Source organism: Nocardia mangyaensis (assembly GCF_001886715.1).
GTDB classification, from domain to species: Bacteria; Actinomycetota; Actinomycetes; order Mycobacteriales; family Mycobacteriaceae; genus Nocardia; species Nocardia mangyaensis.
This window is the reverse complement of the sequence record NZ_CP018082.1, coordinates 6,354,533-6,381,482: the sequence shown is the minus strand read 5'-3', so window position 1 is coordinate 6,381,482 and position 26,950 is coordinate 6,354,533. Positions and strand designations below refer to the sequence as shown.

25 protein-coding genes, 1 tRNA gene and 1 pseudogene are annotated in these 26,950 nt (G+C 67.0%); 17 read left to right on the top strand and 10 right to left on the bottom strand.

Features of this window, described 5'->3' with window-relative positions; all coding sequences use genetic code 11:
* Nucleotide 1: 1 nt before the first annotated feature.
* Complete coding sequence (locus tag BOX37_RS29020) at nt 2–406, bottom strand: roadblock/LC7 domain-containing protein (protein WP_071930394.1); 405 nt, start codon at nt 404–406, stop codon at nt 2–4.
* Nucleotides 403–3,324, bottom strand: coding sequence for a sensor histidine kinase (locus tag BOX37_RS29015; RefSeq protein WP_071930393.1), 2,922 nt, complete (start codon nt 3,322–3,324; stop codon nt 403–405). Before BOX37_RS29015 ends, BOX37_RS29020 begins: the two co-directional genes overlap by 4 nt.
* A gap of 247 nt (nt 3,325–3,571) precedes the next feature.
* Between BOX37_RS29015 and BOX37_RS29010 the strand changes: the two genes are divergently transcribed.
* From BOX37_RS29010 to BOX37_RS28970, 9 genes are all read left to right on the top strand, one after another.
* A complete protein-coding gene (locus BOX37_RS29010) occupies nt 3,572–4,258 on the top strand; it encodes a response regulator transcription factor (RefSeq protein WP_071930392.1) in 687 nt (228 codons plus the stop codon).
* Nucleotides 4,259–4,267: 9 nt separating this feature from the next.
* The gene (locus tag BOX37_RS29005; protein ID WP_071930391.1) at nt 4,268–5,725 is read left to right on the top strand and encodes a sensor histidine kinase; all 1,458 of its coding nucleotides are present in this window, start codon (nt 4,268–4,270) and stop codon (nt 5,723–5,725) included.
* A 94-nt stretch (nt 5,726–5,819) separates the two neighbouring features.
* Nucleotides 5,820–7,172: a S1C family serine protease gene (locus BOX37_RS29000; protein ID WP_240505094.1), complete on the top strand. Its 1,353-nt coding sequence runs from the start codon at nt 5,820–5,822 to the stop codon at nt 7,170–7,172.
* Nucleotides 7,172–7,714: a MogA/MoaB family molybdenum cofactor biosynthesis protein gene (locus BOX37_RS28995; RefSeq protein ID WP_206045929.1), complete on the top strand. Its 543-nt coding sequence runs from the start codon at nt 7,172–7,174 to the stop codon at nt 7,712–7,714. Before BOX37_RS29000 ends, BOX37_RS28995 begins: the two co-directional genes overlap by 1 nt.
* Nucleotides 7,711–7,899: a hypothetical protein gene (locus BOX37_RS28990; protein ID WP_071930388.1), complete on the top strand. Its 189-nt coding sequence runs from the start codon at nt 7,711–7,713 to the stop codon at nt 7,897–7,899. Before BOX37_RS28995 ends, BOX37_RS28990 begins: the two co-directional genes overlap by 4 nt.
* A 520-nt stretch (nt 7,900–8,419) precedes the next feature.
* Nucleotides 8,420–9,100 (top strand): MspA family porin, encoded by a 681-nt coding sequence (locus BOX37_RS28985; protein ID WP_071930387.1) that lies wholly within the window; start codon nt 8,420–8,422, stop codon nt 9,098–9,100.
* A gap of 65 nt (nt 9,101–9,165) precedes the next feature.
* Entirely contained in the window at nt 9,166–9,825 is a 660-nt protein-coding gene (locus BOX37_RS28980) for an MspA family porin (protein ID WP_071930386.1), read from the top strand.
* A 286-nt stretch (nt 9,826–10,111) separates the two neighbouring features.
* A complete protein-coding gene (locus BOX37_RS28975; protein WP_071930385.1) occupies nt 10,112–10,780 on the top strand; it encodes an MspA family porin in 669 nt (222 codons plus the stop codon).
* 65 nt (nt 10,781–10,845) lie between these two features.
* Nucleotides 10,846–11,493: an MspA family porin gene (locus BOX37_RS28970; protein ID WP_071930384.1), complete on the top strand. Its 648-nt coding sequence runs from the start codon at nt 10,846–10,848 to the stop codon at nt 11,491–11,493.
* 74 nt (nt 11,494–11,567) lie between these two features.
* Here BOX37_RS28970 and mscL read toward each other — a convergent pair whose 3' ends face one another.
* The 4 genes from mscL to BOX37_RS28950 all read right to left on the bottom strand — a co-directional run bounded on the left by mscL (nt 11,568) and on the right by BOX37_RS28950 (nt 13,849).
* On the bottom strand, nt 11,568–11,969 hold the full coding sequence (gene mscL / locus BOX37_RS28965; protein ID WP_071930383.1) for a large conductance mechanosensitive channel protein MscL: 402 nt from the start codon (nt 11,967–11,969) through the stop codon (nt 11,568–11,570).
* Nucleotides 11,970–12,118: 149 nt separating this feature from the next.
* Nucleotides 12,119–12,790: an SAF domain-containing protein gene (locus BOX37_RS28960; protein WP_071930382.1), complete on the bottom strand. Its 672-nt coding sequence runs from the start codon at nt 12,788–12,790 to the stop codon at nt 12,119–12,121.
* A gap of 89 nt (nt 12,791–12,879) precedes the next feature.
* Nucleotides 12,880–13,179: an FmdB family zinc ribbon protein gene (locus BOX37_RS28955; RefSeq protein ID WP_071930381.1), complete on the bottom strand. Its 300-nt coding sequence runs from the start codon at nt 13,177–13,179 to the stop codon at nt 12,880–12,882.
* A gap of 70 nt (nt 13,180–13,249) precedes the next feature.
* On the bottom strand, nt 13,250–13,849 hold the full coding sequence (locus BOX37_RS28950; protein ID WP_071931969.1) for a 5-formyltetrahydrofolate cyclo-ligase: 600 nt from the start codon (nt 13,847–13,849) through the stop codon (nt 13,250–13,252).
* Between the two features lie 88 nt (nt 13,850–13,937).
* Here BOX37_RS28950 and BOX37_RS28945 point away from each other — a divergent pair, with 88 nt between their 5' ends.
* The 7 genes from BOX37_RS28945 to BOX37_RS28915 all read left to right on the top strand — a co-directional run bounded on the left by BOX37_RS28945 (nt 13,938) and on the right by BOX37_RS28915 (nt 22,691).
* Entirely contained in the window at nt 13,938–14,864 is a 927-nt protein-coding gene (locus tag BOX37_RS28945) for a UTP--glucose-1-phosphate uridylyltransferase (RefSeq protein WP_071931968.1), read from the top strand.
* A gap of 51 nt (nt 14,865–14,915) precedes the next feature.
* Nucleotides 14,916–16,175, top strand: a complete 1,260-nt coding sequence (glp, locus tag BOX37_RS28940; RefSeq protein ID WP_071930380.1) for a molybdotransferase-like divisome protein Glp — start codon at nt 14,916–14,918, stop codon at nt 16,173–16,175.
* A gap of 12 nt (nt 16,176–16,187) precedes the next feature.
* Entirely contained in the window at nt 16,188–16,838 is a 651-nt protein-coding gene (locus BOX37_RS28935) for a GNAT family N-acetyltransferase (protein ID WP_071931967.1), read from the top strand.
* A 137-nt stretch (nt 16,839–16,975) separates the two neighbouring features.
* Entirely contained in the window at nt 16,976–17,989 is a 1,014-nt protein-coding gene (gene sepX / locus BOX37_RS28930) for a divisome protein SepX/GlpR (protein WP_071931966.1), read from the top strand.
* Between the two features lie 97 nt (nt 17,990–18,086).
* Nucleotides 18,087–18,159: transfer RNA gene (locus BOX37_RS28925), tRNA-Ala, on the top strand.
* Between the two features lie 286 nt (nt 18,160–18,445).
* Complete coding sequence (locus tag BOX37_RS28920; protein WP_084760330.1) at nt 18,446–19,216, top strand: Hachiman antiphage defense system protein HamA; 771 nt, start codon at nt 18,446–18,448, stop codon at nt 19,214–19,216.
* Nucleotides 19,200–22,691 (top strand): DEAD/DEAH box helicase, encoded by a 3,492-nt coding sequence (locus BOX37_RS28915; RefSeq protein ID WP_071930379.1) that lies wholly within the window; start codon nt 19,200–19,202, stop codon nt 22,689–22,691. Before BOX37_RS28920 ends, BOX37_RS28915 begins: the two co-directional genes overlap by 17 nt.
* Nucleotides 22,692–22,784: 93 nt before the next feature.
* Here the strand turns inward: BOX37_RS28915 and BOX37_RS34465 are convergent, their stop codons facing one another.
* A complete protein-coding gene (locus tag BOX37_RS34465; RefSeq protein WP_156910618.1) occupies nt 22,785–22,955 on the bottom strand; it encodes a hypothetical protein in 171 nt (56 codons plus the stop codon).
* A 13-nt stretch (nt 22,956–22,968) separates the two neighbouring features.
* Nucleotides 22,969–24,288, bottom strand: coding sequence for a tyrosine-type recombinase/integrase (locus BOX37_RS28910; RefSeq protein ID WP_084760316.1), 1,320 nt, complete (start codon nt 24,286–24,288; stop codon nt 22,969–22,971).
* Nucleotides 24,289–24,860: 572 nt separating this feature from the next.
* On the opposite strand from BOX37_RS28910, the gene BOX37_RS28905 reads away from it, so the two are divergent.
* Complete coding sequence (locus BOX37_RS28905; RefSeq protein ID WP_071930377.1) at nt 24,861–25,340, top strand: Mu transposase C-terminal domain-containing protein; 480 nt, start codon at nt 24,861–24,863, stop codon at nt 25,338–25,340.
* A gap of 226 nt (nt 25,341–25,566) precedes the next feature.
* On the opposite strand, the gene BOX37_RS35620 is transcribed toward BOX37_RS28905, so the two are convergent.
* The gene (locus tag BOX37_RS35620; protein WP_240505093.1) at nt 25,567–26,163 is read right to left on the bottom strand and encodes a hypothetical protein; all 597 of its coding nucleotides are present in this window, start codon (nt 26,161–26,163) and stop codon (nt 25,567–25,569) included.
* A 193-nt stretch (nt 26,164–26,356) separates the two neighbouring features.
* A pseudogene (locus BOX37_RS36340) lies at nt 26,357–26,752 on the bottom strand (IS110 family transposase); the annotation flags it as partial.
* Nucleotides 26,753–26,950: the final 198 nt, after the last annotated feature.

Here is a 26,950-nt window from a genome sequence, read left to right as displayed (position 1 = left end):
CTCAGCCGGCGGAGCGGGCGGTGGCGGTGACCGCCGAGCCCACCCGGTCGACGAGCAACGCCATCTCGTAGCCGATCCGGCCGATGTCGTGACTCTTGTTGGCGAGCACCGCGAGATGCGAGCCGTTGCCCACGCTCATCACCAGCAGGTAGCCGCGCTGCATCTCCACGATCGACTGCATCACCTTGCCGCCGTCGAACAGCTGCGCCGCGCCCATCGATAGGCTCGCCAGACCGGCGGTCACCGCGGCCAGTTGCTCGGCGCGATCCGACGGCAGGTGCGGACTGGTCGCCTGCAGTAATCCGTCGGCCGAGACCAGCACCGCGTGCGAGACGCCGGGCACGTCTCGGGTGAAGCGGGCGACCAGCCAGTTCAGATTCTCGTCTGTGGGGTGCGCGTTGCTCATTCGAGGCCTCCGTCGTTGTACTGGATCTCGGCACGGCCACTGCGGACGCCACTGAGATGTCGGGTCAAGTTGTTGCGGATCTCCTCGGGATCGCGGGCGCCCGCTTCCTCGGCGGGGGACAAGCCGCCCGGCACCAATTGGGCGCCCGGCTTACGGATCGGCAGGCCCCCGACGGTGCGTGAGGACGTGGGTGGGCTGCCCGCGCTGGCCGCCGCCGACCAGCCCGCGTCACCGGGGGAACTCCACGATGCGCCGTTTCCGCCGGATTCGCCAGGGGCGGTGGCGGGTTCGACGAGCCATTCCGAGACCATCCGCTGGTAGATCGGGGTCGGGGCCGCGCCGGTCACCGGCTGCAGCCGGGTGGTCGAGGTGGGTACCGAGTCGGCTTCGGCGGGGTGCGGCGCCCGCTCGGGCTCGACGGGCCGCGGTCCACGTTCGGGCTCGGTGGGTGCCTGCGGGGTGTCGACCGGTTCGTCGATCAGAGCGAAGGGTTGATCGACGGGCACGGGCGCCCGGTCGGCGGACTCGGTGCGCCGCGTCGCGTCGGGCGCGGGAGCCTGCAGCCGCTGTGGCAGGCCGATCGGCGTGGGCGCGGTGGCGTCGGACGTGGGTGCTGTGGTCGCCGGGACCTGGAGATCGTCGGTATCGTGCTCGGCCCACAGGCCGGTCGGCTCGCCCGGCTCGTCGAATTCGACCGGCACCGGCTCGGGCCGCCGGACCGGCTCCGGCGCGGGCCTCGGCACGCTCGCGGGGACGCGCTGCGGCAGACCGGCACTGGTGAGCGGGGCTTTGCCGAGCTCGGGCGGGCCGACCGCGGTCGGTACCAGCGGCGACGGGCCGGTCGGCGTGGGCACCCGGGGCGACGGGCCGGTGGGCGTCGGCACGATCGGGTGTGGACCGGTCGGCGCGGGCGCGAGCGGCTGCGGGCCGCTCCCCGAGACGATCGGGTTCGGGCCGGTGATGTCGGCGGGCGTCAGCGCGTGCGGGCCGATCGGGGACGACATCAGCGGGTGCGGTCCGGTCGAGACGATCGGATTGGGACCGGTGACCGGACCTGAGACCGGTGGCGGCGGCGCGACGAGCGCGCTGGGCAGATGCACGCTGGCGGTGATGCCGGGCTGCGGGGCCGCGCCGGAGGTGCGCCGCAAGCTGACCGTGATGGTGTGCCGCTTGGCGAGCCTGCCGACCACGAAAAGACCCATGCGGCGCGCGGTTTCGATGGTGACCTCGCCGCCGGAGGCGAGCCGGTCGTTGGTTGTCTGCAGATCGTCGGCCGACATGCCGAGACCGCGGTCGGTGATCTCGATCAGGTAGCCGCCGTCGACCGCGCGGCCGACGATGACCGCCACCGAGGTGCTCGGCGGGGAGTAGCGCAGCGCGTTGTCGATCAGCTCGGCGAGCAGGTGCTCGATGTCGACCGCGGACTCACCGGCGACCACACCGTCGGGCACGTTGCCGATCTCGACGCGCTGGTAGTCCTCCACTTGCGAGACCGCGCTCCACAGCATGTCCGACAGCGGGACCGGCGGCAGGTGGCCGCGGCGCAGCACGGTGCCCGCGAGCACGAGCAGGTTGTCGCCGTTGCGGCGCATGCGGGTGGCGAGGTGGTCGAGGCGGAACAGCGTCTGCAAACGGGTGGGGTTGTCCTCGTCGTGTTCGAGTTCCTCGATCAGCGCGAGCTGCTGCTCGACCAGCGACTGGCTGCGCCGCGACAGCGTCTCGAACATGTTGCCGATCTGCAGGCGCAGGCGGGCCTGGTCGGCGGCGAGATTGAGCGCCTGCTCGTGGATCTCGTCGACGGCGCGGGCGAGCTGGCCGACCTCGTCGGTGGAATGCACGCCCACCGGGGTGATCTCGGGCGTCGCGCCGCCGCTGCGCACCACGGCCAGTTCGTCGGGCAGCTTCACGTGCGCGACCTCGAGCGCGTCGCGGCGCAGCCTGCGTACCGGCACCACCAGTGTGCGGGCCACCGCGAGCGCCAGCGCGAGACCGGCCAGCAGCATGCCGAGCACCAGGGTGGTCTCGCGCAGGGCGCCGGTCTGCGCGGCGGCGGTGTTCTCCTCCAGCGTCCGGTCGATGTTGTCGAGCAGTGCCGAGATGGTGGCGGCGTAGGTGTCGGCGCTGACCTGCAGGGTGTTGAGCACCGCGGCATTGGTGGTCGGGTCGCCGGTGTTCTGGCTGAACACGCTGATCCGGGTCTGTACCGCCTCGAGCAGCGCGGCCTGGCTGCCCGCGTTCTCCGGCAGGATCATCGCGTAGGTCTTGAGCATGGTCGACTCGGAGCCGAGTTCGATCAGCATCTTGGCGCGGGCGCTCTGGCTGCTGCCCGCGTCGGGTTGCACCACCAGGGTGCGCTCGCGGGTGAGCACCCGGCGCGCCTGGTGCAGCGCGGTCAGCTGCAGGAAGTAGCGCTGCACGACGAAGTCCTCGACCTGCGGGGTCTTGGCCAGCGCGTTGCCGATCCGCTCGCCGATCTCGTCGGTCTGCTCGCCGACCATCGCGGGGGAGCCACCGCGCACGGTGTTGCGCAGGGTGGCACCGGTCGCGGTGGCGGCGGTGAGCTCGGCGGCGACGGCCTCATCGATGCGGGCCGAGCGCAGCGCGCTCTGCACCTCGGCGAGGGCCTGGTCGTAGGTGGTGAGGGCGGCGTCGGTCTGTGGGTCGGCGATCGCGCCCCAGTTGGCCGTCGCGGCGACGGCGAGTTGTTCGGTCGCGGTGGCGAATTTGACGACGGGACGGATGACGGCGGCCTGTTCGGACGCGGCGCCGAGCTGCGTCATCGTCTGCAGCTCATTGTTGATGCGCAGCACGGCGAAGGCGGTCGCGAGCATCACCGGCAGCACCAGCACCACACCGACCTTGCGCGTTACCGACCAGTTGGACAGGCTGAATTGCCAGGAGCGCGATGCAGGTTCCATCCGCGTGCGTTGCCTCTGCTTCCACGTGTGACCGTCAGGCCCGCGCGGGGAGGTCGCGGAGCGATGCGAGCGCAGAACCAACTGGAGGTCTTCTTTTACCGCAGGGAAGATACCGTGCTGGGTGGTCAACGGCAATCCGGACCACTCGCGCGGAAATTCGCCGAATATGCGCTGACACAACGATGATGCCGGGCAACGCGAGGCCCCCTCTCAGTACGTTCTCAGTCGGCCACGGCAAACTGGGCACATGCGCATTCTGGTAGTCGACGACGATCGCGCCGTGCGGGAATCACTGCGCCGGTCGCTGAGCTTCAACGGCTACACCGTCGAACTGGCCGTCGACGGTATGGACGCCCTGGAAAAAGTAGCCGTATCCAGGCCCGATGCCCTGGTGCTCGATGTCATGATGCCGCGCCTGGACGGTCTGGAAGTGTGCCGCAGGCTGCGCAGCACCGGTGACGATCTGCCGATTCTCGTATTGACCGCGCGCGATTCGGTGTCCGAACGGGTCGCCGGGCTCGACGCGGGCGCCGACGATTATTTGCCGAAACCTTTCGCGTTGGAGGAATTGCTGGCACGTTTGCGCGCGTTGCTGCGCCGACGAACGCCCGATCCTGGCGAAGCGTCGGAGGCGATGGTGTTCGCTGATCTGTCGCTGGACCCGGTGACCCGTGAGGTTTCCCGCGGCGAACGCTCGATCAGCCTCACTCGCACCGAGTTCTCCTTGCTCGAGATGCTGATGGCCAATCCGCGCCGGGTGCTCACCCGCGGGCGCATCCTCGAGGAGGTCTGGGGCTACGACTTTCCCACCTCCGGCAACGCGCTCGAGGTCTACATCGGCTATTTGCGGCGCAAGACCGAGGCCGACGGCGAGGAACGGCTGATCCACACGGTGCGCGGCGTCGGCTACGTGCTGCGCGAGACCCCTCCGTAGGCGGCGGGCATGGCTCACAACGAATCGGCGGTCGCGGCCCTGCGCATCTCGTCCGACACGGGGGAGATGCGGCCGCCGATGCCGCTGACCCGCTCGGTCTCGTTGCGCTGGCGGGTCACCCTGCTGGCCGCCTCGGTGGTGCTCATCGCCGTCGCGGTGACCTCGATCGCGGCGTACGCGATGGTGGCCCGCTCGCTCTACGCCGATGTCGACGCCCAGCTCGAGGCGCGCGCGGCGACGATGATCAACAACAATTTCGAGATGCTCGGCTTCCAGTCGATCGTGCTGGCGGGTCTGTTCTCCAACGATGTCGGTGTCGCGCTGATCTACGACGATCACAAGCCCTACATGCCGCCGCAGCAGACCATTCCGCCGGTCGGCGCGCAGGAGCTCGCCGTCGCCGACGGCAAGCTCAGCTCCTCGCTGCGCACCGTGGGTGATCAGCGGGTCCTCGCCGCGCGCACGCACAGCGGCGCCACGCTGATCATCTCGCAGAAGCTCTACCGCACCCGCGAGGTGCTCGACCGGCTGGCCTGGCTGCTGTTCGTCGTCGGCGCCTGCGGTGTCGTGCTCGCCGCCGCCGCCGGTACCGCGGTGGGCCGCACCGGCCTGCGCCCGATCGCCCGGCTGACCGCCGCCACCGAGCGGGTCGCGCGCACCGACGACCTGACCCCGATCCCGGTCACCGGGGACGACGAACTGGCCAGGCTCACCGACAGTTTCAACACCATGCTGCGCGCGCTGGCCGAATCCCGCGACCGCCAGCGTCGGCTCGTCGCCGACGCGGGCCACGAACTACGCACCCCGCTGACGTCGCTACGTACCAATATGGAGCTCCTCATCGCCTCCGGCAGACCGGGCGCGCCCCGGCTGCCCGACGAGGACATGGCCGAGCTACGCGCCGATGTGGTCGCCCAGATCGAGGAGCTGTCCACCCTGGTTGGTGACCTGGTCGACCTGGCCAGGGAGGACGCGCCCGAAACCGTCTACGAGCGGGTCGATCTCGGCGAGGTGGCCGAGCGGGCGCTGGAGCGGGCGCGGCGCCGGGGTACCGGCATCACCTTCACCGCCGAACTGCGACCGTGGTTCGTCTACGGCCACGAGGCCGGGCTGGAACGCGCTGTGCTCAACGTGCTCGACAACGCGGCCAAGTGGAGTCCGCCCGATGCCGAAGTGCGCATCACCATGCGCCCGGCCGGGCCGGGTCTGCTCGAGCTCGCGGTCACCGACGCCGGTCCCGGCATCCCCATGGCCGAACGCGAACTGGTCTTCGAGCGGTTCTACCGCACCACCGCCTCTCGGTCGATGCCCGGTTCCGGGCTCGGGTTGGCGATCGTGAAGCAGGTGGTGACCAAACACGGTGGCACGATCGCGGTCGACACCTCCGATCGCGGTGGTGCCCTGGTGCGGATCGTGCTGCCCGGTGAAGCGCCTTCGGTGCCCGAGGATCCCGAGTCGGCCGGATGATCGGCGCACAGTCACGGTGAACTGACGGGCCGATCTCAGGAGCTTCTCAGTCGTCGCCAGCAAGCTGGTCAGCAAGCGTGAGGAGACAGACACCATGACCGACGATCCCCAGCAGTACTCTGCTGACCAGCCCAGCGGCGCAGGTATGGGCGCGGATCATCCTGTTCAGCCACACTCCGGGCCTCCGGCATTCGGTCCACCACAGTCCGGCGGGCCGGGAACGGGTCCGGCCGGATATCCACCGACCGCCGCGGGCCATGGCGGTCAGCCGCCCTACGGCGCCGCACCGCCTTACGGCCCCGGTCCGCAAGCATTCGGTGCCGCTGCGGCGGCGAACCCGCCGCGCAAGCCCTTGCGGCTCGGTCTGGTCGCGGGCGCGGCCGCGCTGGCCCTGGTCAGCGGTGGTGTCGGTGGCGCCGTCGGCGTGCTGGCGGCCAACTCGGATTCGGCGCAGGTGACCAACGCGCTCGAGGCCCCCAGGCCCGCGCTGAACAATGTCGCCAACGCGCCCGCCGGGTCGACCCAGGCGGTGGCGCAGCGGGTGCTGCCCAGCGTCGTGATGATCAAGGTGGCGGGCACCAGGGCCGCCGGCGAGGGTTCGGGGGTGGTGCTGTCCTCGGACGGGCTGATTCTCACCAACAATCACGTCGCCGCCGGTGCGGGCGCCTCGGCGAAGATGGAAGTGGTCTTCAGCGACGGCAGCACCGCCCCCGCCACCATGGTCGGCGCCGACCCGGTCTCGGATCTGGCCGTGATCAAGGTCAGCGGCAAGACCGGGCTCACCCCGATCGAACTCGGCACCTCCGAGGGGCTCGCGGTCGGCCAGCCGGTGATCGCGATCGGTTCTCCGCTCGGCCTGGCGGGCACGGTCACCACCGGCATCGTCTCCGCGCTCAATCGACCGGTCTCCACCAGCGGCGAGGGCACCCCGAGCCAGGTGAACCCGGTGATCGACGCGATCCAGACCGATGCCGCGATCAACCCCGGCAACTCCGGCGGCGCCCTCGTCGACGGCGAGGGCAGGCTGATCGGCATCAACACCGCGATCGCCAGCCTCGGCGGCGAGGCCGCGGGGGCACAGAGCGGCTCGATCGGCCTCGGCTTCGCGATCCCGGTCGACCAGGCGCGCCGCGTCGCCGACGAGCTGATCAAGACCGGACAGGCCACCTACGCCCAGATCGGCGTCAAACTGCGACCCCAGGACTCCGTCGCGCGGGTGCTCGAGGCCACGCCCGACGGGCCCGCCGACCAGGCGGGCATCCCGGCGGGCGCGGTCATCACCCGCCTCGACGACCGACCCATCGATACCGGCGACGCGCTGATCGCCGCCGTCCGATCCCACCAGCCAGGAGACAAGGTGTCAGTCACCTATACCGACGAACAGGGCGGTAACACCACGACCGTCGAGGTCACGCTCACCGCCGCGGCAGCGGAGGGGGGTCGATGATGCGATCGAACGCGGCACTGTCGTGTGTAGGCGCTACGGTGATGACCATGGACATCGATGCTCCCGTGGCAGGGCGTGCACTGGTTGTGGTCGTCGACGATCGAACGGCTCATGGCGGCGTGGATTCATTCGGCCCCCTCGTCACCGAACTGCTCAGCGAGGCAGGCTTCCTGGTCGACGCCTCGGTGACGGTGCAGGCCGAAGAGGTCGAGATCCGCAATGCCCTCAACACCGCGGTGATCGGCGGTGTCGACCTGGTGATCTCGGTCGGCGGCACCGGTATGTCCCCCCGTGACGTCACCCCGGAGGCCACCGCGCAGGTGCTCGACCGGGAGCTGCCCGGCATCACCGAGGCGCTGCGTGCCTCGGGCCGGGTGGCCGGTTCGCTCGACGCCGGTCTCTCGCGCGGTGTCGCCGGGATCTCCGGCAGCACGCTCGTGGTGAACCTGCCGGGTACCCGCTCGGCGATCCGCGATGGCATGGCGACCCTCGGCCCGCTGGCGAGCCGGGTGATCGGCGAATTGTCGGGGCTCGACGAGTGAGTTCCGAGCAGGCGTCCGCCGACGCCGCCGAAGCGCTGCGGCGCAAGGCGGCGGAGACGGCGCGGGTCGCGCGGATCTTCGGTGAGGTGCTGCCCGACACGAGCGGCGACGAGCGCGGAGAGGATGTGCGGGGCACCGAAGGCGATGAATGGTTGCGGTCTCAGATTCCGCCGCACCACGGGTGACCGCTCCGTTATCTACGTAGCCGCTACGTAGATAGAGCCCCGTCGAATTGGCGTTTTCGGCGGTATGGCGAATCGATGACAATTGTTCTGGACCACGCGAAAGCGTGGTCCTTTGTCGTGTGCGGGTTCGGTACTGGTCGGTAGTCAACTTCGGTCCATCCCCGTTGACACACACCTTCGCAACCCTATTTATGCATGTCACAGCATGTGGCCATGTGCGCACTTGTGCGTAAGTGCGCGTTGAAATTTACGAACTGTTTCGTTGCTACGACACCCGCACAGCGTTTAATGTTCGCCATCGAGCCACCAACCATTGGTACTCGCAGTCCCCGCTTCTGTGCGTTGAACCACCCGGTGGAGCCCTGGCTCGGGTTCGCCACACCGGCCCCGGCCGTATCGTCAAAATAACAGTTGGTTACGTAACGGCAACAAATGGGAGACACACTGAGCTGGGCCTGTGAGGTCCACTTGTCCGGTCTCGAAAGTCGAGATCGGCTGTTAGACACTGATGAGGGGAAGTATGAGCGAGAACCGCACCACCGGTGTGCGCCGCGGCGCCCGTGCCGCGGGCGTCGGCGCTGCCGCGGCCGCCATGGCCATCGGCCTGCTGTCGACCGGTGCCGCCAACGCCGATACCTTCGTGCCGTTGCCGGACGGCCAGAAGGTTGGACCTTCGGGCGTGACCATCACCCGAACCGGCGAATCCGCCCTGATCTCGCCGTCGCTGGCCGCCAACGGCGCGGGTCGCGTCGTCTGGGTTTCGGGATCCGCGATCGCCGAGGTCAATGAAACCCCCGAGGGCGAGGTCGGCCCCTGGAACGGCCCGGCCGGCAACCCCGGCACGAACAACTCCTCCACCCACGGCGCCTCGCAGCTGAACACCGGCTACATCGTCGGTTGCCAGGTGAGCATCGCCGACGACGCGATCGGCGCCGGTGTTTCCGGTGGCGTGAGCACCGGTGGCGTGACCGCCGGCGGCTCGATCGGCGTGAACCTCGGCCCGGGCGAGGTCAAGTTCGTGCAGATCTCTTCGAAGGACATCCTGAAGGCGGGCACCTACGCCATCGATTACCAGGACGCCGAGATCGAGATCCAGGGCTGCGCGGGTTACGCGCAGGCCCGGGCGTACACCGTGGTCGAGATCATCGGCGACCACTACTCGAAGACCACCCTCTACGGTATGCCGTTCAGCATCGGCTGACGTCTTTCGAACTGTACGAATCTTCTTCTCGCTGCGGCGAACTCAATCCTCGAGGGACAAATCCTATGATCAACCGTAAGTTCATGGCGAAGGTGGCGGGCGTCAGCGCCGCGGCCACCGTGGCCGTCGGCCTGTTCTCCACGGGTGCGGCCAATGCCGACACCTTCGTACCCCTGCCGGGCGGCGACATCACCAAGACGCTGTCCGACGGGACCGTCGTCAACATCAAGCTGGTCGGCGAGTCGGCCAACATCAGCCCGTCGATGGGTGCCACCCCCGTGCACCGCAACGCGTGGGTCTCCGGTAGCGCGCAGGTCACCGTCTCCGGCGGTGGCAGCGGCAAGATCCTGCCGGGCTACACCGTGGGCTGCCAGGTCAACATCGCCGGCGGCGGCGTCTCCGGCGACGGCTCGGTCGAAAGTGACTGGGAGGGCAATGCCGGCGGTGGCGTCGGCACCGGCGGCGAGCTCTCGCTCGGCCCCGGCCAGGCGGCTTCGTTCTACGTCCTCGACCTGGAGAAGGCCGACGACTACGGCAGCGAATCGCACAGCAAGAGCAACAAGTTCACCGATGGCAGTGGCTCGGTGACCTGGTCGGACACGACCATCGGCCTGTCCGGCTGTGCCGGCTACGCGCAGGCTCGTTCCTTCGTGAGCGTCGAGGTCGAGACCGACAACGTGATCAGCTGGGTGACCCTGTGGGGTCAGCCGTTCAGCCTCGGCTGATCTGTTCGATTCTCGAACCACAACGGGCCGGTCGCTTCTCGCGACCGGCCCGTTGTGCTGTCTCCGGCATTGTCGGTGCACTGGACAATGGCGGGTCGCCTCATTATGTTTGTGGCGAATCGACTGCCTCGCAGTCGCTTGTCTTTCTCGATCCACCTCCCGGCAGGGCGCGTCTGCCCTGTTGCCAGCGGTGCCTGTCCATGTGACACACCCCAGCTGGGTCCGGGCGCAGCTCAGATATCGGCCTCGACGGTCGAGGTCACTTTGCGTGAACCCGAGGGGAAGAATGAGCGAGAACCGCATCAACCGCATGCGTTCGGGCGCATGGGGCGTTGCCGCCGCCGCGGCCGTGACGATCGGCCTGCTGTCGGCCGGTGCCGCCAACGCGGATACCTTCGTGCCGTTGCCGGACGGCCACAAGAACGGTCCCGGCGTCACCCTGAGTCGTACCGGCGAGCATGCTGTCATCTCGCCGTCGCTGGCCGCCAACGGCGCGGGCCGCGTCGTCTGGGTTTCGGGCAGTGCGCGCGCCGATGTGGAGGTCACGCCGGAAGGTGAGGTGGGCCCGTGGAACGGTCCGTCCAACCGTCCCGGTTCCAACAATTCCTCGACTCACGGTGCATCACAGCTGAATACGGGCTATATCGTCGGCTGCCAGGTGAGCATCGGCGACGACGCGATCGGCGCCCAGGCCGCGGTCGGTGTGGACAGCAACGGGCCACTGGGTGAGGCCTCGATCGGCCTGAATCTCGGCCCCGGCGACGTAGCCTTCGTGCAGATCAGTTCCAAGGACATTCTGAAGCCGGGTGTCTACTCGGTGGATTATCAGGACGCCGAGATCCAGATCCAGGGGTGCGCTGGCTACGCCCAGGCCCGGGCGTACACGGTCGTCGAGATCATCGGTGACCACTACTCGAAGACCACCCTCTACGGAATGCCTTTCAGCATCGGCTGAGCCAGGGTCGCGTCGATGAAATTCTCGCTAGCTCACACGAATTCACCCTCGAGGGGTCAACTGTGATGATCACTGTGAAAAACATGGCGCGCGCGGCCGGTCTCACCGCCGCGGCGACCGTGGCACTGGGCTTGTTCTCCACGGGTGCGGCCAATGCCGACACCTTCATTCCGCTGCCCGGCGGGCACATCAGCAAGACCCTGTCCGACGGCACTGTCGTCGACATCAGCATGGTCGGGGAGTCCGCGAACATCAATCCGTCGATGGGATCTACGCCCGCGCACCGTAATGCGTGGGTGTCGGGCAGCGCGCAGGTGACGGTGTCGGGTGGTGGCGCCGGAAAGATATTCCCCGGCTACACCGTCGGCTGCCAGGTCAACATCGCGGGTGGTGGCGCGTCGACCGAGGGCGCGGGCGACTCCGCCGGCGCCGCGGTGGGCCTCGGCGGTGGATCGCTCACGCTCGGCCCCGGCCAGACCAAGTCCTTCTACGTCCTCGACCTCGAGATGGCCGACGACTACGGCAATGAATCCCATCGGACCCGCAACGCATTCCAGGGCGGTTCAGGTTCGGTGACCTGGGCCGACGAGACCATCGGCCTGTCCGGCTGCGGCGGCTACGCCCAAGCGCGCTCGTTCGTGAGCGTCGAGGTGGAGACCGACAACGTGATCAGCTGGGTGACCCTGTGGGGTCAGCCGTTCAGCCTGGGCTGAGACGCGAACACGATTGGGCTCCGCTGCGGCGTGGCCCAATCGTGTTGTCCGGCAATGCTATTGGTGAGTCCCGCTCAGTTCTCGTGCCTGCCACCGCCGCTGCGCTGCTGCTCGAGCATCAGGTCGCGAATCTGCTGCAGCAGCTGGTTGTCGGTGAAGTCCTCCTTGGAGGAGAATCGCTTCTTCGCCGCGGTCGCGGGCAGCACCAGCACGAAGTACAGGATCGCCGCGATGAGTACGAAGTTGATCGCCGCGGTGATGATGGGACCGACTTCGATGAAGGTGGCGGGTTTGTCGGCGATCAGCTGGAAGCCGAGGCCCATGTCATTGGTACCGCCGAAAACCGCGAGCAGTGGATTGATGATGCCGTCGGTGAACGCGGTGACGATCGCGACGAACGCCGTGCCGATGACGACGGCGACCGCCAAATCGACCACATTGCCGCGGAGCAGGAAATCCTTGAAACCTTTGAGCATTGCCGATGTCTCCTTCGTACAGGAGCTGGCCCGAGGCGCTGCGCTCCAACTCGAATGTGCGAAACGGTCGTGCTTGGTTCGTGTGTGATGCTAACCAGAGTTGCGGCAAATTTCGCGCGAACTTCCCGTGCGCGGCCTGATCGGGGCGTTCAATGGAAGACGACGGTGAGCGCGGTCCGCAGCGAGGCACCGGCGACCGCGGTCGCGTATTCACCGTCCAGCGCGACCAGGACCACCCGTTCCGTGCCAGCGCGCCGATCGGCGTGGCCGGTGACGAGCACGACGGCGGCATCGGTGGCGAGGGTGCGGGCCGGTCTCGTCGCGCCGGGTCCACCGGCATCCTCGACCCCGATCACATCGACCCGATCGCCCGCGCGCAACACCTCGGCCACCGCGGAGTCGGCCAACCGGATCGGCACGATCCGCGCGTCGGTACTGCCGGCGGCGGCCGCGGCCAGCCGTGGCCCGACCACCCGGAGGTCGGTGAAGGTCTCGCCCGAGCGCATCGCACCGGTCAGCGTCGCGCCGACCAGGTCAGCGGTGTCGACGACGAAACCGGTGGGCAGCGAACGGGATTCGTAGTGGTCGACCCGCAGGTCGGCGGCGGTGAGCAGCCTGCCGGGCGCCAGATCGGTGGCGGCGACCACGACCGCCACTCTGGCGCCGCCGGGATCGCCACGGATGAACAGTGCCAGGGCCACCAACGCGAGCGCCGCGGCGGCGATCCGCCGGACGAGCAAGGCATCGGCCCAGGCCGGACGGTTACCGAGGGCGAAGCGCCAGGAACTGCCGCGGCCCAGATCGGCGAGACTGCGAGTCATGCTCGAAGCCTAGGAGTGCGGCGGGGGAGCGGAGCGCTCGAAAACCCCGCCTGTGGACAACTACGGGGCTGTGGACAACTGTGCGGAAATCAGCTGGCGGCGGCGGGTGCCGAGCTGGTGCTGGACCCGGTCGAGGAGCTGCCGTCGCCGATGCCGCTACTGCCGTTGGAGTCCGACGAGGACTTGGCCGGTTCGCTGGCGGTGGACGCGCCACCACGGCTGTCGGTGCGGTAGAAACCGCTGCCCTTGAAGACGATGCCGACCGAGTTGAACAGCTTGCGCAGCTTTCCGGAGCACTGCGGGCACACCGTCAGCGCATCGTCGGAGAAGGACTGAACAATGTCGAAGCGGTTGTCACACTCGGTGCACGCGTACGAATAAGTTGGCACAGGATCCTCCGCGGGTTCTCGTCGATCTAGCACTCTACCGCCGACAGTGCCAACGTCGCCAATCGCGGTTTCATTCCGGCGAAACGCCGAGGTCGCACCCCAGTTCGTCCAGTCCGCCGCCCGGGGTGAGCGCCCAGCCCATCCGACGGTCGTGCGCCTCCTCGGGCAGCCGGTCGACCAGCTCGGCGTCGCGGACGACCGCGATCAACCGCGTGTCGGCGCGCGCGGCGCCCAGCGTGCGGTCGTAGTAGCCCGCGCCGCGCCCGAGCCGCACCCCGCGCCGGTCCACCGCGAGCGCGGGAACCAGGATCGTCGCGGCCTCGCTCACAGTCTCCGGGGGCAGGCTCGGCGCGGTCGGTTCGAGCAGGCCGAAGCGGGCCTTTCGCAGGGAATCGGCGCCCCCGTACCGCGCCCAGCACAGGGGTCCCGGCTCGCCGGTGACCGGCAGCAACACTGTGGCACCCGCCACCCGCAGCGCGTCGAGCATCCGCAGATCGCCGGGCTCGCCGCGGATCGGCACATAGGCGCACACGACCTCATCAGCCCCGGCCAGCAGGCCTGCCGCGGCGGCCAGCGCGGCCGCTTCGGCGGCGTGTACGGCCGCGCCGACCCGTGCCCGCTCGGCCAGGACCTGGGTGCGCCAGGCATATTTCGTGCGCTCACCGGGCATCTCCACAGCGACCACCCTAAGCTCTTGCCGACGCCGGATCGTCGCGACAGGGCGATCGGACGGCCCGCGGAGTGGATAGGGTATGCGCATGACAGACAAGACTTCCGGTTTCCGCACTGCGGTGGTTCCCGCGGCCGGACTCGGGACGCGGTTTCTGCCTGCGACCAAGACGGTGCCCAAGGAATTGCTGCCGGTGGTCGACACTCCCGGCATCGAACTGGTCGCCGCGGAAGCCGCCGAATCCGGCGCCGACCGGCTGGTGATCGTGACCTCGCCCGGCAAGGACGGTGTGGTCGCGCATTTCGTCGAGGATCTGGTGCTGGAGAGCACGCTGGCCGAGCGCGGGAAGTTCGCGCTGCTGGAGAAGGTCCGCAAGGCACCGGGTCTGCTCGATGTGACCTCGGTGGTCCAAGAGGAGCCGCTCGGGCTCGGACACGCGGTGGCCCAGTCCGAGGCGGTGCTCGACGCCGACGAGGACGCCATCGCGGTGCTGCTGCCCGACGATCTGGTGCTGCCGTGTGGCGTGCTCGAGACGATGAACCGGGTGCGCCGCGAGCGCGGCGGCTCGGTGCTGTGTGCCATCGATGTGCCGAAAGACCAGGTCAGCGCCTATGGCGTCTTCGATGTCGAGGAGCTGGCCGACGGCGCCGAGGTCGACGTGCTGCGGGTGCGGGGCATGGTCGAGAAGCCCGCGCTGGCCGACGCGCCATCGACGCTGGCCGCCGCGGGCCGCTATCTGCTCGATCGGGTGATCTTCGACGCACTGCGCCGCATCACGCCGGGCGCGGGCGGAGAACTGCAGCTCACCGACGCCATCGCCCTGCTGATCGCCGAGGGTCATCCGGTGCACGTCGTGGTCCACCGTGGGTCGCGCCACGATTTGGGCAACCCGGGCGGTTATCTTCGAGCTGCCGTGGATTTCGCCCTCGAGCGGGAGGAATACGGTCCGCAACTGCGCGAGTGGCTGAAGTTTCGGCTCGGCCCGGAATGGGACCCGCAGTCCCCGGACGCGTAGGGCCCGGCTGCCGCGATGGTGGAGCGAGACAGCGAAGGAGCGAAGCGACCGATGCGCTCGGTGGAGGATCAGCTGATCAAGGTCACCGCGGCCGCGGTCGCGCCCCGGCCGGTCCGGGTGGCGATCTCCGAGGCCCAGGGTTTGTTGTGCGCGGAGGACGTCGTCTCCGAACGGCCGCTGCCCGGTTTCGATCAGGCCGCCATCGACGGCTACGCGGTGCGCAGCGTCGACGTGGCCGCCGCGGGCACCGATGTGCGCGACGAGAACGACGAACTGATCGACCTCACCCTGCCGGTGGTCGGCGAAGTTGTCGCCGGTTCGCGCCAGCCGATCCGGTTGCAGCCGCGCCAGACCGTGCGCGTCGACACCGGCGCGCCGCTGCCGACCCTCGCCGACGCCGTCCTGCCGCTGGACTTCACCGACGGCGGCCGCGCCAGGATCAAGGTCTTCGAGGCCGTGCGTTCCGGCGACTACGTGCGCCGCGTCGGTGACGACGTCCAGCCCGGCGACGTGGCCGTGCGCGCGGGCACGATCATCGGCGCTGCCCAGGTGGGTCTGCTCGCCGCGGTCGGCCAGGACAAGGTGCTCGTGCACCCGCGCCCCCGGCTGTCGGTGATCTCGATCGGTGGCGAGCTGATCGATATCGATCGCACCCCTGGCCCCGGTCAGGTCTACGACGTGAACTCCTACGCGCTGGCCGCGGCCGCGCGTGATGCCGGTGCCGACGTGAACCGCGTCGGCATCGTCAGCGCCGATCCGCGTCGCCTGCGTGATGTGGTCGAGGGCCAGCTGGTGCGCTCGGAGGTGGTGGTGATCGCGGGCGCGGTCGGCGGCTGGGCCTCGGATCAGGTGCGCGAGGCGCTCGACGGGCTCGGTGAGCTCGAGGTCGACCGGGTGGCGATGCATCCGGGCTCGGTGCAGGGCTTCGGACGCCTCGGCCGCGACGAGGTGCCGACCTTCCTGCTCCCGGCGAATCCGGTGAGCGCGCTGGTGGTGTTCGAGGTGATGGTGCGTCCGCTGATCCGGATCGCGCTGGGCCGCCGACAGCCGATGCGCCGAATCGTCAACGCCCGCACCATCACTCCGATCTCGTCCATGCCGGGCCGTAAGGGTTTCCTGCGCGCACAGCTGCTGCGTGACGAAGCGACCGGCGACTATCTGGTGCAGCCGCTCGGCAACGGCAACGGTGGGTCCTCCCACCTGCTGGCGACCCTGGCCGAGGCCAACAGCCTGATCGTGGTCGATCCCGACGACACCGAATTCCGGACCGGCGACGAGGTTCAGGTCGCGTTCCTGGCGCAGCGCGGCTGAAACGTGGAGTCGATGAACGTATTCCGGGCCGGACAGCATCCCGGCTGGCCCGCACGGCTCGGTCCGGTGGTCGTGGCCGGTGGACAGGTCACCCTGCGGCCGGTGCGGTTTCGCGATGCCGCCGCCTGGAGCCGGATCCGTCTACGCGACCGCGATCACCTGGAGCGCTGGGAACCCACCGGACGCGGGGCGTGGGAGGCGCGTAACCACGCCTCCAACTGGCCCGCGCTGTGGACCAGTCTCAAGGCCGAGGCGCGCCGGGGCGCGATGATCCCGCTGGTCATCGAGGTCGATGGGCAGTTCAGCGGTCAGCTGACCATCGGCAATATCGTGCGTGGCGCGCTGCGCTCGGCGTGGATCGGCTACTGGGTCGCCAAGGATCTCGGGGGACAGGGCGTGGCGACGGCCGCGCTCGGGCTCGGTCTCGACCACTGCTTCGGACCCGTCGGCCTGCATCGCGTCGAGGCGACGGTGCGCCCGGAGAACCTGGCCAGCCAGGCGGTCCTGCGCAATGTCGGCTTCCGGGAAGAGGGCATGCTGCGCCGCTACCTCGATGTGGACGGCGCCTGGCGTGATCACCTGCTGGTGGGCTTGACGGTCGAAGAGGTCATGGGCACGGTGGTTGACCGCCTGGTCAGGGAGGGTCGAGCGGCACTGCCGTGAAATTTCTGTTACTCATGTGGCAGGTGTGCACGGCGCGCCTGCCACATGGGCAGGCGCGCGCGAATTAACCTACGGACGTCGGTGGTGCGTCCACGGATGGACAAACACGCAGGCGGGGACGGGAGGTGATGACCGCGATGCCGAATTCGATCCTGTGGATCGGACTCGTAGTGCTGTGGGTCTTCGTCCTGTTCCCGATTCTGGCGGACCGGCACCCTCGGATCCGCCGCACCACCGATGCCGCACTCGCCACGCGCGTGCTGCACCGTGGCGGGGCCGAACGACGGATTCGCATCGGGGCGGCCGGCGGTCATGAGAGTGACCCCGACTACCGCCCCCGTGTGCTGACCAAGCGCCCCCACCGTACTGATTCGGAGGATCGGATGACGACCGATGAGCCCGTCACCGAAGACGACGACGAAAAGCTGACCGCCATGGCCGAACGCGACGCGGCGATCGAGCCCGGCGACGATTCGCCGATCGACGTGGAACTCGAAAAGCCCGATGCGGCAGCCGAACTCGCTGCTGACGAGGCCGATGACGCTGCCGCGGAACCGGTCTCGCCCCCGGCGGAAGACCCGCCCGTCGCCGCCCGGATCCCACCCGCGCCACCGGCCCGGCTCGACGACATCGACCCCGAACCCGCCGACGACTTCGACGACGAGGACTTCGTGCCCTCACGCCGGGGCCGTGGCGGCTACGACCCCGAGGCCGACGCCATCGCGCGCGCCGCCCGCTACAGCTTCCGGCAGCGCGCCGTCCTCGGCCTGATCATCGCCACCACCCTGTTCGCCGCCTTCGGTCTGCTGCTCAACGCGCTGTTCTGGTGGGCCTTCGGCCTCACCACCGCCGTGCTGGTCGGCTACCTGGCCTACTTGCGCAGGCAGGTGCAGGTGGAGGAGGAGATCCGCCGCCGCCGCGCCGCCCGCCTGATCCGCGGCAAACGTCGCGAGGCCACCGCCACCCCCGAGGCGGCGACCACTCGGCGCACCATGGATCGCGACACCGCCCGAGCCTTGCGTCGCCGCTCCACCTTGCTCGACACCGACGACGAGGATCCGGTGTTCGAGTACCTCGAGACCTTCGATCCAGCCACCTCCCGCGCCTTGCGCACCCGGGTCGAGGACCTCGGCCGCGCCGTCGGCGAGTAACTGGTGCAACCACGCAGAACAGCAGGTCAGAGTACCGATTCGGTATCGGAGCGGAACGCCTGATACAGTGTCACAGCGCGGTTCGCCAGAGCCGCACGGGGCTATAGCGCAGTTGGTAGCGCGTCTCGTTCGCATCGAGAAGGTCAGGGGTTCGATTCCCCTTAGCTCCACAATATGTGCAGGTCAGGCCGGGTTCCGAAGATATCTTCGGAACCGGGCCTGACTTATTTTCCCCACGAAATCACCACTAAATCAGGTGACCTGTCGCAGTGTTCAACGGCGTCCGCAGTCGCTGCCTACTTGGAGACCATATCGGCGGTCCGACCGGACTGTCGCTGAGGCAGCGTCGGATGTCATCGACGACAACTCGGAAGATTCACAGAACGCAGCCGCGCGGAACCCGTTGCTGCGTAATGATCTTCGATAGTGTGTGCCAGGCTCTGAGAGAATCGAGCTATGGCCGGAATCAAGTCTTGGGCGCCAGCTGTCCACGAGCAGCTAGGACCGCACCGCCTTGTGTATATGAGCGCGTCCGACGACACCGCCGATGCGGGGATCGACTGGGCTGCAGCTGCGATACCAAGGCAGTACGCGGCATCCGCCAAGATCGCGAGAATCCTTCGACGCCTGAACAAGCCCGCTGCGGCGGAGTACCTGGAAGACAAGCTGCCGACATCGCCTCGTACACGCTCGGGAGAGCTCGGTGAGATCTTTGGCTTCCAGTACGCGGCGCGCGAGATGGGCTATCGAATGATCGCGCGGTTGAGGTGGAAGGACCACCGTCAGATGCCGATGCGGGGGGACGACATCGTCGGCGTCCGGTTGAGCCAGACCGGGAGGATGGAGTTCTTGAAGGGGGAGGCGAAGAGCCGCGCTCGTCTTGGCAAAGGAACAGTGAGCGAGGCAGACGAGGCGTTGCAAAACGACAACGGCCGCCCGTCCGCGCATGCATTGGCGTTTTTCGCAGACCGGCTCGATGACCTGGGCGAAGCCGATCTCGCTGACCGAATCTACGCCGCGCAGCTATCGACGCGGATCGATCAGCGCCAGGTACTACAGCTTCTGTTCACCTTCACCGGCAACGACCCTCGCACTCTCCTTCGGGAGAGCACTACAGCCTACGGAGGCTCCGTCACCCGTCACGCGGTCGGTCTGCAGGTTCCGGAGCACCAGGCATTCATAGCTGCCGTCTACGCCAGGGTGGTGTCTGATGCCTCAAAGCCCTGAGGTTATCGAAGCAGCTATCCGTGAGGCGATATCACCAGGCTTCCGGGGAGGGCTCCTCGCCCGCGGCGAAGCGCGCGGGATGATCTGGCGTGATGGGATACTGCCAGAGAACGCGCCGGAATTCGGGCCACTGCTGGATTACAACCTGCTGTCCTACGGTTACGCGTTGCTCGGAAGCGGGATGCGCCTTATCGAGGCGGAAGGATCTCGCGAGCTCAGCCGACGCGCATTCGAGAATGCGGCGGTGGCGATCGAGTCCGTGATTGCGCGAGGCCCCCAGACAGATGATCGAGAATTCCACCGCGTGGTTGCGGCTGCGGCTTACCACTTGGGAGGGTTTTCTGCGCGCGCTTACTCGCTCCTGTCGAAGGTTCGGAACTCGGCGCAGACCACAGCAAGCGAACAGTGTTTGGTCCTGCTCATGCTCAGGAGCCTCGACGATCTTTCCGCTCTGATCTTTGGGTGGCGGGCCGAATCGAGGGCGTCGGATGCTGAACTTGTGACTGTGCTCGAGCGCTCCTACACAGCAGTCGGTATTGACGACCTCGCGGAGGAAGATGCACCTGACGTCATCGATGTGATAGATCTGGCGCTTACCGATGCTTTCATGGCTGCGATGAGCGTTGCGATGCTCGCCTTCGAGCGAGGTGATGCCGAGCTTCTCGACGATGCCGTGCACAGATTGAGAACTGGGCTTGATGCTGCTGGCGAATTGAATCTGGTTCCCCAGTGGTGGTGCCACCGGCTTGCCATTCATCTACTCGACGGTCTGTGGCAGGCCAGCTTCCACGCGGTCCTTCCGATAGGTCCGCGGGAAGGAGGCGAAGGGGACTGGCACGAGCTACGCGCAACCTTCATTGCCACGCTGCTCCGACGCCGTCGATCGGAGATTGAACTTTGGCCGTCTCAGCTCGAAGCGGCGGCTCGTGTGCTCGATACACACGACAACCTTGTCTTGTCGCTCCCTACGAGCGCGGGCAAGACACGCATCGCTGAGCTTTGTATCCTCGCGACGCTGGCAGAGCGGAGGCGAATCGTGGTCGTGACCCCGTTGCGTGCGCTGTCAGCTCAGACCGAGGCGATCCTAGAGCGCACTTTCGTCCCTTTGGGAAAGACTGTGTCATCGCTCTACGGCACGACCGGCCTCAGTGAAGTGGACCAAGATATTCTCGGTGAGCGCAACATCATCGTCGCCACTCCAGAGAAGCTCGACTTCGCTCTGCGCAATGACCCCGACTTGCTCAACGACGTAGGCCTCGTCGTACTGGACGAGGGCCACATGATCGGGCAAAACGAGCGCGAGGTCCGCTACGAGATTCAGGTTCAGCGACTGCTGCGCCGCCCCGACGCCGCGAACCGACGCATCGTATGCCTGTCGGCGATCCTCCCCGACGGCGATCAAATGCAGGACTTCGTCAACTGGCTTACCGACGACCAACCTGCAGGTCTGATCGCCAACTCATGGCGGCCCACCACGTTGCGCTATGGGGAGATCACCTGGCACGACGACCACGCCCGTCTCACCGTGACCGTGGGTAGTGAGACACCGTTCGTTCCTCGCTTTTTGTCTGCCTTCACTCCACCGAAAAATCGAAGAACGTCGTTCCCGAACGACCAACAGGAGCTGACACTTGCCTCCGCATGGCAACTCGTCGACGAAGGGCAGACGGTCCTGATCTTCTGCCCACTCAGGAGATCGGTCAACTCGCTGGCCAAAGCGATCGTCAAACTCAATCGTCAAGGCGCACTGAGGAACGTATTCGAAGGGGATGCCGCGCAGCTGAACACGGCGTTGACGATCGGCGAGGAATGGCTCGGACCTACACACCCGATTCTTGCCTGCTTGAAGTTGGGCGTTGCGGTCCACCATGGCTCACTTCCGACCCCCTACCGGAAGGAAGTGGAACGTCTCCTCCGAGAGGGCGTCTTGAAGATTACGGTGTCTTCGCCAACACTTGCCCAAGGACTGAACCTCTCCGCCAGCGCGCTGATCATCCACAGCATCTGGCGAAGTCGCGCTCTGATCGAAGCCTCCGAATTCCGCAACATAGTCGGTAGGGCCGGCCGTGCGTTCGTCGACTCTGTAGGCCTCGTGCTCCACCCGCTCTACGAGAACAAGTATTGGGAGCGAAGGAACTGGCGAAAGCTGGTCGACGACAGCGCCCATCGCGACATGAGCAGCGGATTGATGCAGCTCGTCGAGTCCTTGCTTACCCGTATGTTGCACAAGTTTGGAGACGACGACCTTGAAGTGTTGATCGACTACGTGGCGGGGAACGCCGCCTGGGGTTTTCCTGAACTTTCCGACGAAGAGGACGATCAGGCCGCCGCAGTGGCTGCGCGTAAATGGAGGGAACAGCTTTCCAGCCTCGATTGCGCACTATTTAGCCTCCTCAATGACTCAGCAGTCGACGAGGTCGGCATCGAAGAGGCTCTCGACCACGCGCTCGCTTCCTCGCTCTGGACGCGAAGCGTGGCACGGAGACGCGAACTCGCTCAGACCGCTCTGCGCGCTGGTCTTTCCTCCAGAGCGCGCTTTCTGTGGGATCGGACGACCGCAACCCAACGCCGCAGCTATTTTCTCGCAGGCGTCGGTCTTGAGACCGGCCGCAAGCTCGACGAGAACGCTGACGTGCTGAATCAGCATCTGAGAGATGCCGAGCGGAGCATCCTTGACAGTGACGATCACGGAGCAATTGCCGCTATCACCCAGTTCGCTGCGATCGCTCTCACCATCGAACCATTCGCACCACCAAATCTTTCCGTAGGTTGGGAGGTGACGTTGGCGGGGTGGCTCGAAGGCAAGACTGTTGTGGAGATTGCCTCCGGTGACACCTTCGACGCTCTCGAGTTGATCGAGGACACCCTCGCGTACCGATTGCCATGGGCGATGGAGGCTGTGCGCGTTCGGGCTTCCGCCCACGAAAGTGCTGACGACGCGTGGTTGCTGGTCGACCCAGATGAAGGACATGCGGTGGCGGCGGTTGAATCGGGAACGCTGAACCGTTCCGCGGCTCTGCTCATGAGAGCTGGTTTCTCCTCTCGGTCAGGCGCAATCGCAGCCGTTCTGTCAGAGAGTGGGCAATTCACCACCTTGGCAGAGCTTCACCAGTGGTTGGGCTCCGAAGACGTGCGTCGTCATGCAGATGACGGTGATTGGCCAACGCCGTCTACACACGACCTGTGGACCGGGTTCACCAATCGAAGTGTGGCGTCTGGGCAAAAGACATGGACCCACACAGTCGAGTACGCGTCAGTGACCTGGTTCGATGACCACCCATCTAGCAGCGCCGCGCCGTACCGAGCCGTCTCCGACGAGGTGCTGACCTTCATTGACATGCCAGATGGGCGACGGGTGGGATTCCTCAACGAGCCGCTCAATCCGAAACGGGCTGGTCTACTAACGGTGGCGGGTACCTCGGCAGAAAATACTGTTGAGCTCAATTACAGGGGCCCGGCAGATCTGTACGGATAAGTACGCGGCAACGCATTGGCCCTGCGACAGCTGAGCAGACGGCACAGCTACACCACCCATGGCCACTGGGCCATTCACCAAGGAAGCCGGCCACTACGCGACCTGGACCCGGCAGCCATCGTCGATCGGATCCGCCGAGATGTCTATGCCCGCAGCTGCGCTGCTCAGTGACCGCTGGGGGATCTTGCCAGGCCGGCGATGCTCTGTCGCGAACATCCGCAGCAGGATGAGCGACCGATTGGCGAAAGCGAACACGTCACTCATCTGGAGCAGTCGCCTAGTCGCCGATGGCTCGGTCGAGGACGGCGGCTGCGGCACGGTGCGGGCGACCTCGTGCCATATAGTGCTTCTGGGTCATCGAGGGGTCAGTGTGGCCGAGGACATCGGCGGTCACACGGGCCGAGAGTCCGGCGTCGTCGAGGATCGTTGCCACGGCGTGGCGGAAGCTGTGCGGGGTGATGTCCTCGTCGAAGCCGAGGGCTTCCCGGACACGTTGCCACGCATGGCCGACGTTCTGCGGGTCCCGCAATGTCCATACCGCCGACGGGAACACCAGATCCAGATCCTCGGACCCAGACTCCGGCGGTGAGGCCAGGCGCCGCGCGGCCATCGCGGCCTTGCGACGTTTGAGCATCACCACGGCGAAGTCTGGCAACGCCATGGTGCCGGTGTGGTTTTTCGGATCGTTGTCGTCGGTGACACGGACCAGTCCGACGCCCGCGAGACGGATGACCTTGCCGGTGGGGCGAAGTGTGGACTCGTCGAAGTCGATGTCAGACCACACCAGTCCGAGCATCTGGGAGCGACGTAGGCCGGTCGCAGCGTAAAGGGTGATCACGTCGGCGATGTCGGCGCCCTCGCAGTACGCAGCCACCGTCGGTGGGGTGTATGCCTTGACCGGTTTGCCCCGCTCGCGTTCGGCCTTGGCGAGTTTGCGTGGACACGGGGTGGTGGAGACTCTCACCGAGGACAAGATGAAGCGCAGCTGGTCGACGGTCAGATCGCCTGCACCGCCTGTGCGTCCCTTGGCTTCGACGTTCTCGGCCATCTTGGCCTCGCGAACAGGGTTGACCTCGAGGGGAGTTCGGCTGCACGCGAACCGGAACATTCCTGAGAGCACGTTGCGGGCGGTTCGCATGTTCGATGGTCCTCGGGCGTGGCCGACCTCTTGGAGGAAGGATTCGACGGTAGAGGTCGTGACTTCGAACAGGCGCCGACCGCCGAAGGCGGTGTCGAAGGTTTTTGCGGCCTCGTCGTAGCGGCTGATGGTTGCGCCGGCGCGGTTGAGGGAGATGAGGTGATCGCGGTAGTGCTTCCACAGCTCTCGCACGGTGATCGAATCCGACAGTGCGTCGTCGAGATCGACTCGGATGTCGGCAGCTGCGCTGAGGACGGCGTCGAGGGCACGTTGGCCGGTGCGGTCGGGAAGCGCGCGGCCTTGGGTGTTGAGTTTGATCGGGGAGAAGCGGGTGACGTCTCGGCGCCGACCGGAGGTGTCGCGCACGTAGATGCGTGCTTTCCAGTGTCCGGGGGCGATCTCGGTGAGCATCGGTTTGCCGGGGACGCCGAGAGGCCGTGGGGGTCTACCCCGTCTCATCGTCGCGCTCCTGCGGTTGGTCGTCCGGGTTCGTCAGTGCCTTTTCGAGTGCGTCGATGTCCCAACGGAATTCCTTTCCGACTCGGATGGGTTTGGGCAGCCACGTGTGCTTGCCTGGTTGGCGGGCCCAGCGCCGCAGTACTTCCGGATGGACGCCGAGATGCGCGGCCGCGACCTTGGTGCTTCCCCACCGGTGAAGCCTCGGCGGCGGCGCGGGTGCAGGCTCAGTGGACACAGTCGCGTCCCCTGTTGTGGTCGAGATGGATTGCCGATGAGCGCCGCATCGGATCGTCCGTGCTGGCAGAGCGCGAAAGAAGGTGAGAAATGCCCTGACTTACGTGCGGTGCACGCGACAAATTGGGTGTCGCGAATCATGTGGCCGTGGCGGAATGATGGTCGTTGTCGCGCGGGATCCGGGCACGTAGAGGCTGCCTTGCCACGCTGAACCGCGCGATCCGTGAGGAAATGATCTGCGGCGACATCGCCGGCTTGCGCGAGGGTGAACGCTCGCCCCGCAAGTTCGCCGTCTTCCTCAAACGACCCAGCACGTACCGCACGCGGCCTGGGAAGCCGTGAACTGGCGGAACACCACCACCGATCACGACATCGACCGTCTCGACGGGTTGTCGCCGCTGGAGTCGTGGCTGGCCGACGCGACCCCGTTGCAGGAGCTGGACGTGGACAGGCTGTGGATGTTCACCCTCGAAGACGACCGTGCCCACCGCAAGATTACGACCAAGGGCGTCGCGCGCGGGCGCGGCCGCCACGATGTCGCGGATTGGATGGTCGGCTTGGTCGGGGCGCGAGTTCGGTTGCGGTACATGCCCAACCACGATCACGAGGTCGAGGTGTTCGACCTGGCCACCGGCAAGCATCTCGGTTGGGCGTGGCTGGCCGATCAGGTCACCGGTGACCAGGTTGGGCGGGTCCAGGGGGCCGCGATCGCAAAGCCGCCCAGCTGCGCCGCGATCTCAAAGCCGCGGACCGTGCCCGCCGCACCCGGTACGCGGCGGCGACGACCGCGGCACCAGCGCTGCGCCTGGGCGCGATGACCGTGGCCGAGGTCGAAGCCGAACTCGGCGACTTAGGATTACACCGAACTCGCGGCCCTGGCGCGGCACCGAACCCTGCGCCGAACTCGCGATCCCCTATGACGACTACGGCGGCATCAACGATCCTGAACAAGTCGGCGCGGGCCTGCGGATCCATCCCGATGTGATGTTCGGTCTCGGTCTGTCCAAGCGGCCTGCCCGACGCCGACCCCCACCAAAATAGTTCCTACAGTGTGGATTCGAGCGCAGTGACGTTATCGGTTAGTGCGACCCGCAGTTCGGTGGGGTCGCCTCCGTCTGCGGGTCGCGCTCCGGCGTCGAGCAGCGCGATCGCCTTGCCGAACTCGCGCACTGTTCGGTGGATCAACGCTTCGGGAACCGCGACCTGGCCGGGGCGTGCGGCAGAGCGCTCAATGAGGATGCCCCAGAAGAACACCAGGTCGACGACCTGATGGATCTGGTCGGGGATGTTGGTGGTCGGGCTTGCGGTCAGGGCGAGCTGAGCACCGACAGCCAGGCCGGCATTGGTGCGCCCGGCTAGCGCGGTCGAGAGAACGTGCGTCGGCGCGAGGGTCAGAATGTCGGCGCCGGGCTGTTCGCGTGCGAGTTGGAATGCCATGTTCTGGGCCATGTTCTGGATCGTCTCGTCGTCGAAGTCGCGGCGAGCGGTCTGTTCGGTCACCCGCAACGCCGTCGCGACGGCCTCGACCCTGGCTTGGATCTCCAGACCGACGGGCTCGCGGGGGCATACCAGTCCCAGGCGCTGCGTCTCCGCCATGAACACGTCGATTCGGCCGTCCAGCCAAGTCCGTCGGGGGCTCACCGGCAACATTGTGGCACAGCCGGCCTCGACAGTTCCTGGGAGACAGCGGCACCGATGCCGCGGCGTCACTGGTCGTGATGGTGTCGGTGAGGGCGTGGGCCTGCATCGCGGACAGGAACCTTTTCGCACCACTGGGTACCAGCTCGAGCAGTAGCCGGTGAATCCGGTTGAGCAGTTCGGTGCGGGCACGACCGAGCTCGTCGCGGCGGTCGACCAGCAGCCCCAGGGCCTCCATATCCGGGTCGGTGTGGACGCGACGCAGATTCGGTGACCGTAGTGCGGCCAGCGCGATCGAATGCGCGTCGACCGGGTCGGTTTTGCGGCCGCTTCCGGTGGCGAACACCCGGACCTGCGCCGATAGTTTCGCGGGCACGTCGATGACGGTTTCCCCGTCGGCGACCAGCCGGTGCGCCACATGCTTGCCGACACCGTTGCAACCCTCGAGCACCCACACCCCTCCCGGGAATAGCTCTGCGGCAGTAAGCATCTCGGTGTATCCGGCGGTGTCGGTGCCGTAGCGTCCGGTAGCCAGGACGGTTGCGTGGCGGTCGATGATTTCGAGGGTGACCGAGTGTTTGTGTGGGTCCATTCCGATGATGACCGGCATGTTGATGGTCCTTCCCAAGTGGTTCGAACAAGCAGGTGCCCGCACGGGAAGGCACCGCTACTCGAGCCAGGGCAGACCCCTTTTCAGCCACACCCGCACGGTAACTCGTTGGACTGCAAGCCATTAGAGAGCCACACCGAAACTGCTGGCGGGCAGCCGCTTACCGGGTACCTGAGCTCG

Excerpts from the sequence above, each read along its gene's own strand:
- mscL (WP_071930383.1), bottom strand. The coding sequence starts at position 11,969 with ATGCTCAAAGGTTTCAAGGATTTCCTGCTCCGCGGCAATGTGGTCGAT.
- BOX37_RS28985 (WP_071930387.1), top strand. The coding sequence starts at position 8,420 with ATGAGCGAGAACCGCACCACCGGTGTGCGCCGCGGCGCCCGTGCCGCG.
- BOX37_RS28950 (WP_071931969.1), bottom strand. The coding sequence starts at position 13,849 with ATGCCCGGTGAGCGCACGAAATATGCCTGGCGCACCCAGGTCCTGGCC.
- BOX37_RS29005 (WP_071930391.1), top strand. The coding sequence starts at position 4,268 with ATGGCTCACAACGAATCGGCGGTCGCGGCCCTGCGCATCTCGTCCGAC.
- glp (WP_071930380.1), top strand. The coding sequence starts at position 14,916 with ATGCGCTCGGTGGAGGATCAGCTGATCAAGGTCACCGCGGCCGCGGTC.
- BOX37_RS28945 (WP_071931968.1), top strand. The coding sequence starts at position 13,938 with ATGACAGACAAGACTTCCGGTTTCCGCACTGCGGTGGTTCCCGCGGCC.
- BOX37_RS29010 (WP_071930392.1), top strand. The coding sequence starts at position 3,572 with ATGCGCATTCTGGTAGTCGACGACGATCGCGCCGTGCGGGAATCACTG.
- BOX37_RS28935 (WP_071931967.1), top strand. The coding sequence starts at position 16,188 with ATGAACGTATTCCGGGCCGGACAGCATCCCGGCTGGCCCGCACGGCTC.
- BOX37_RS28995 (WP_206045929.1), top strand. The coding sequence starts at position 7,172 with ATGCGATCGAACGCGGCACTGTCGTGTGTAGGCGCTACGGTGATGACC.
- BOX37_RS28920 (WP_084760330.1), top strand. The coding sequence starts at position 18,446 with ATGGCCGGAATCAAGTCTTGGGCGCCAGCTGTCCACGAGCAGCTAGGA.
- BOX37_RS28910 (WP_084760316.1), bottom strand. The coding sequence starts at position 24,288 with ATGAGACGGGGTAGACCCCCACGGCCTCTCGGCGTCCCCGGCAAACCG.
- BOX37_RS29000 (WP_240505094.1), top strand. The coding sequence starts at position 5,820 with ATGACCGACGATCCCCAGCAGTACTCTGCTGACCAGCCCAGCGGCGCA.
- BOX37_RS28960 (WP_071930382.1), bottom strand. The coding sequence starts at position 12,790 with ATGACTCGCAGTCTCGCCGATCTGGGCCGCGGCAGTTCCTGGCGCTTC.
- BOX37_RS28975 (WP_071930385.1), top strand. The coding sequence starts at position 10,112 with ATGAGCGAGAACCGCATCAACCGCATGCGTTCGGGCGCATGGGGCGTT.
- sepX (WP_071931966.1), top strand. The coding sequence starts at position 16,976 with ATGCCGAATTCGATCCTGTGGATCGGACTCGTAGTGCTGTGGGTCTTC.
- BOX37_RS29020 (WP_071930394.1), bottom strand. The coding sequence starts at position 406 with ATGAGCAACGCGCACCCCACAGACGAGAATCTGAACTGGCTGGTCGCC.
- BOX37_RS28980 (WP_071930386.1), top strand. The coding sequence starts at position 9,166 with ATGATCAACCGTAAGTTCATGGCGAAGGTGGCGGGCGTCAGCGCCGCG.
- BOX37_RS29015 (WP_071930393.1), bottom strand. The coding sequence starts at position 3,324 with ATGGAACCTGCATCGCGCTCCTGGCAATTCAGCCTGTCCAACTGGTCG.
- BOX37_RS28915 (WP_071930379.1), top strand. The coding sequence starts at position 19,200 with ATGCCTCAAAGCCCTGAGGTTATCGAAGCAGCTATCCGTGAGGCGATA.
- BOX37_RS28970 (WP_071930384.1), top strand. The coding sequence starts at position 10,846 with ATGATCACTGTGAAAAACATGGCGCGCGCGGCCGGTCTCACCGCCGCG.
- BOX37_RS34465 (WP_156910618.1), bottom strand. The coding sequence starts at position 22,955 with ATGAGTGACGTGTTCGCTTTCGCCAATCGGTCGCTCATCCTGCTGCGG.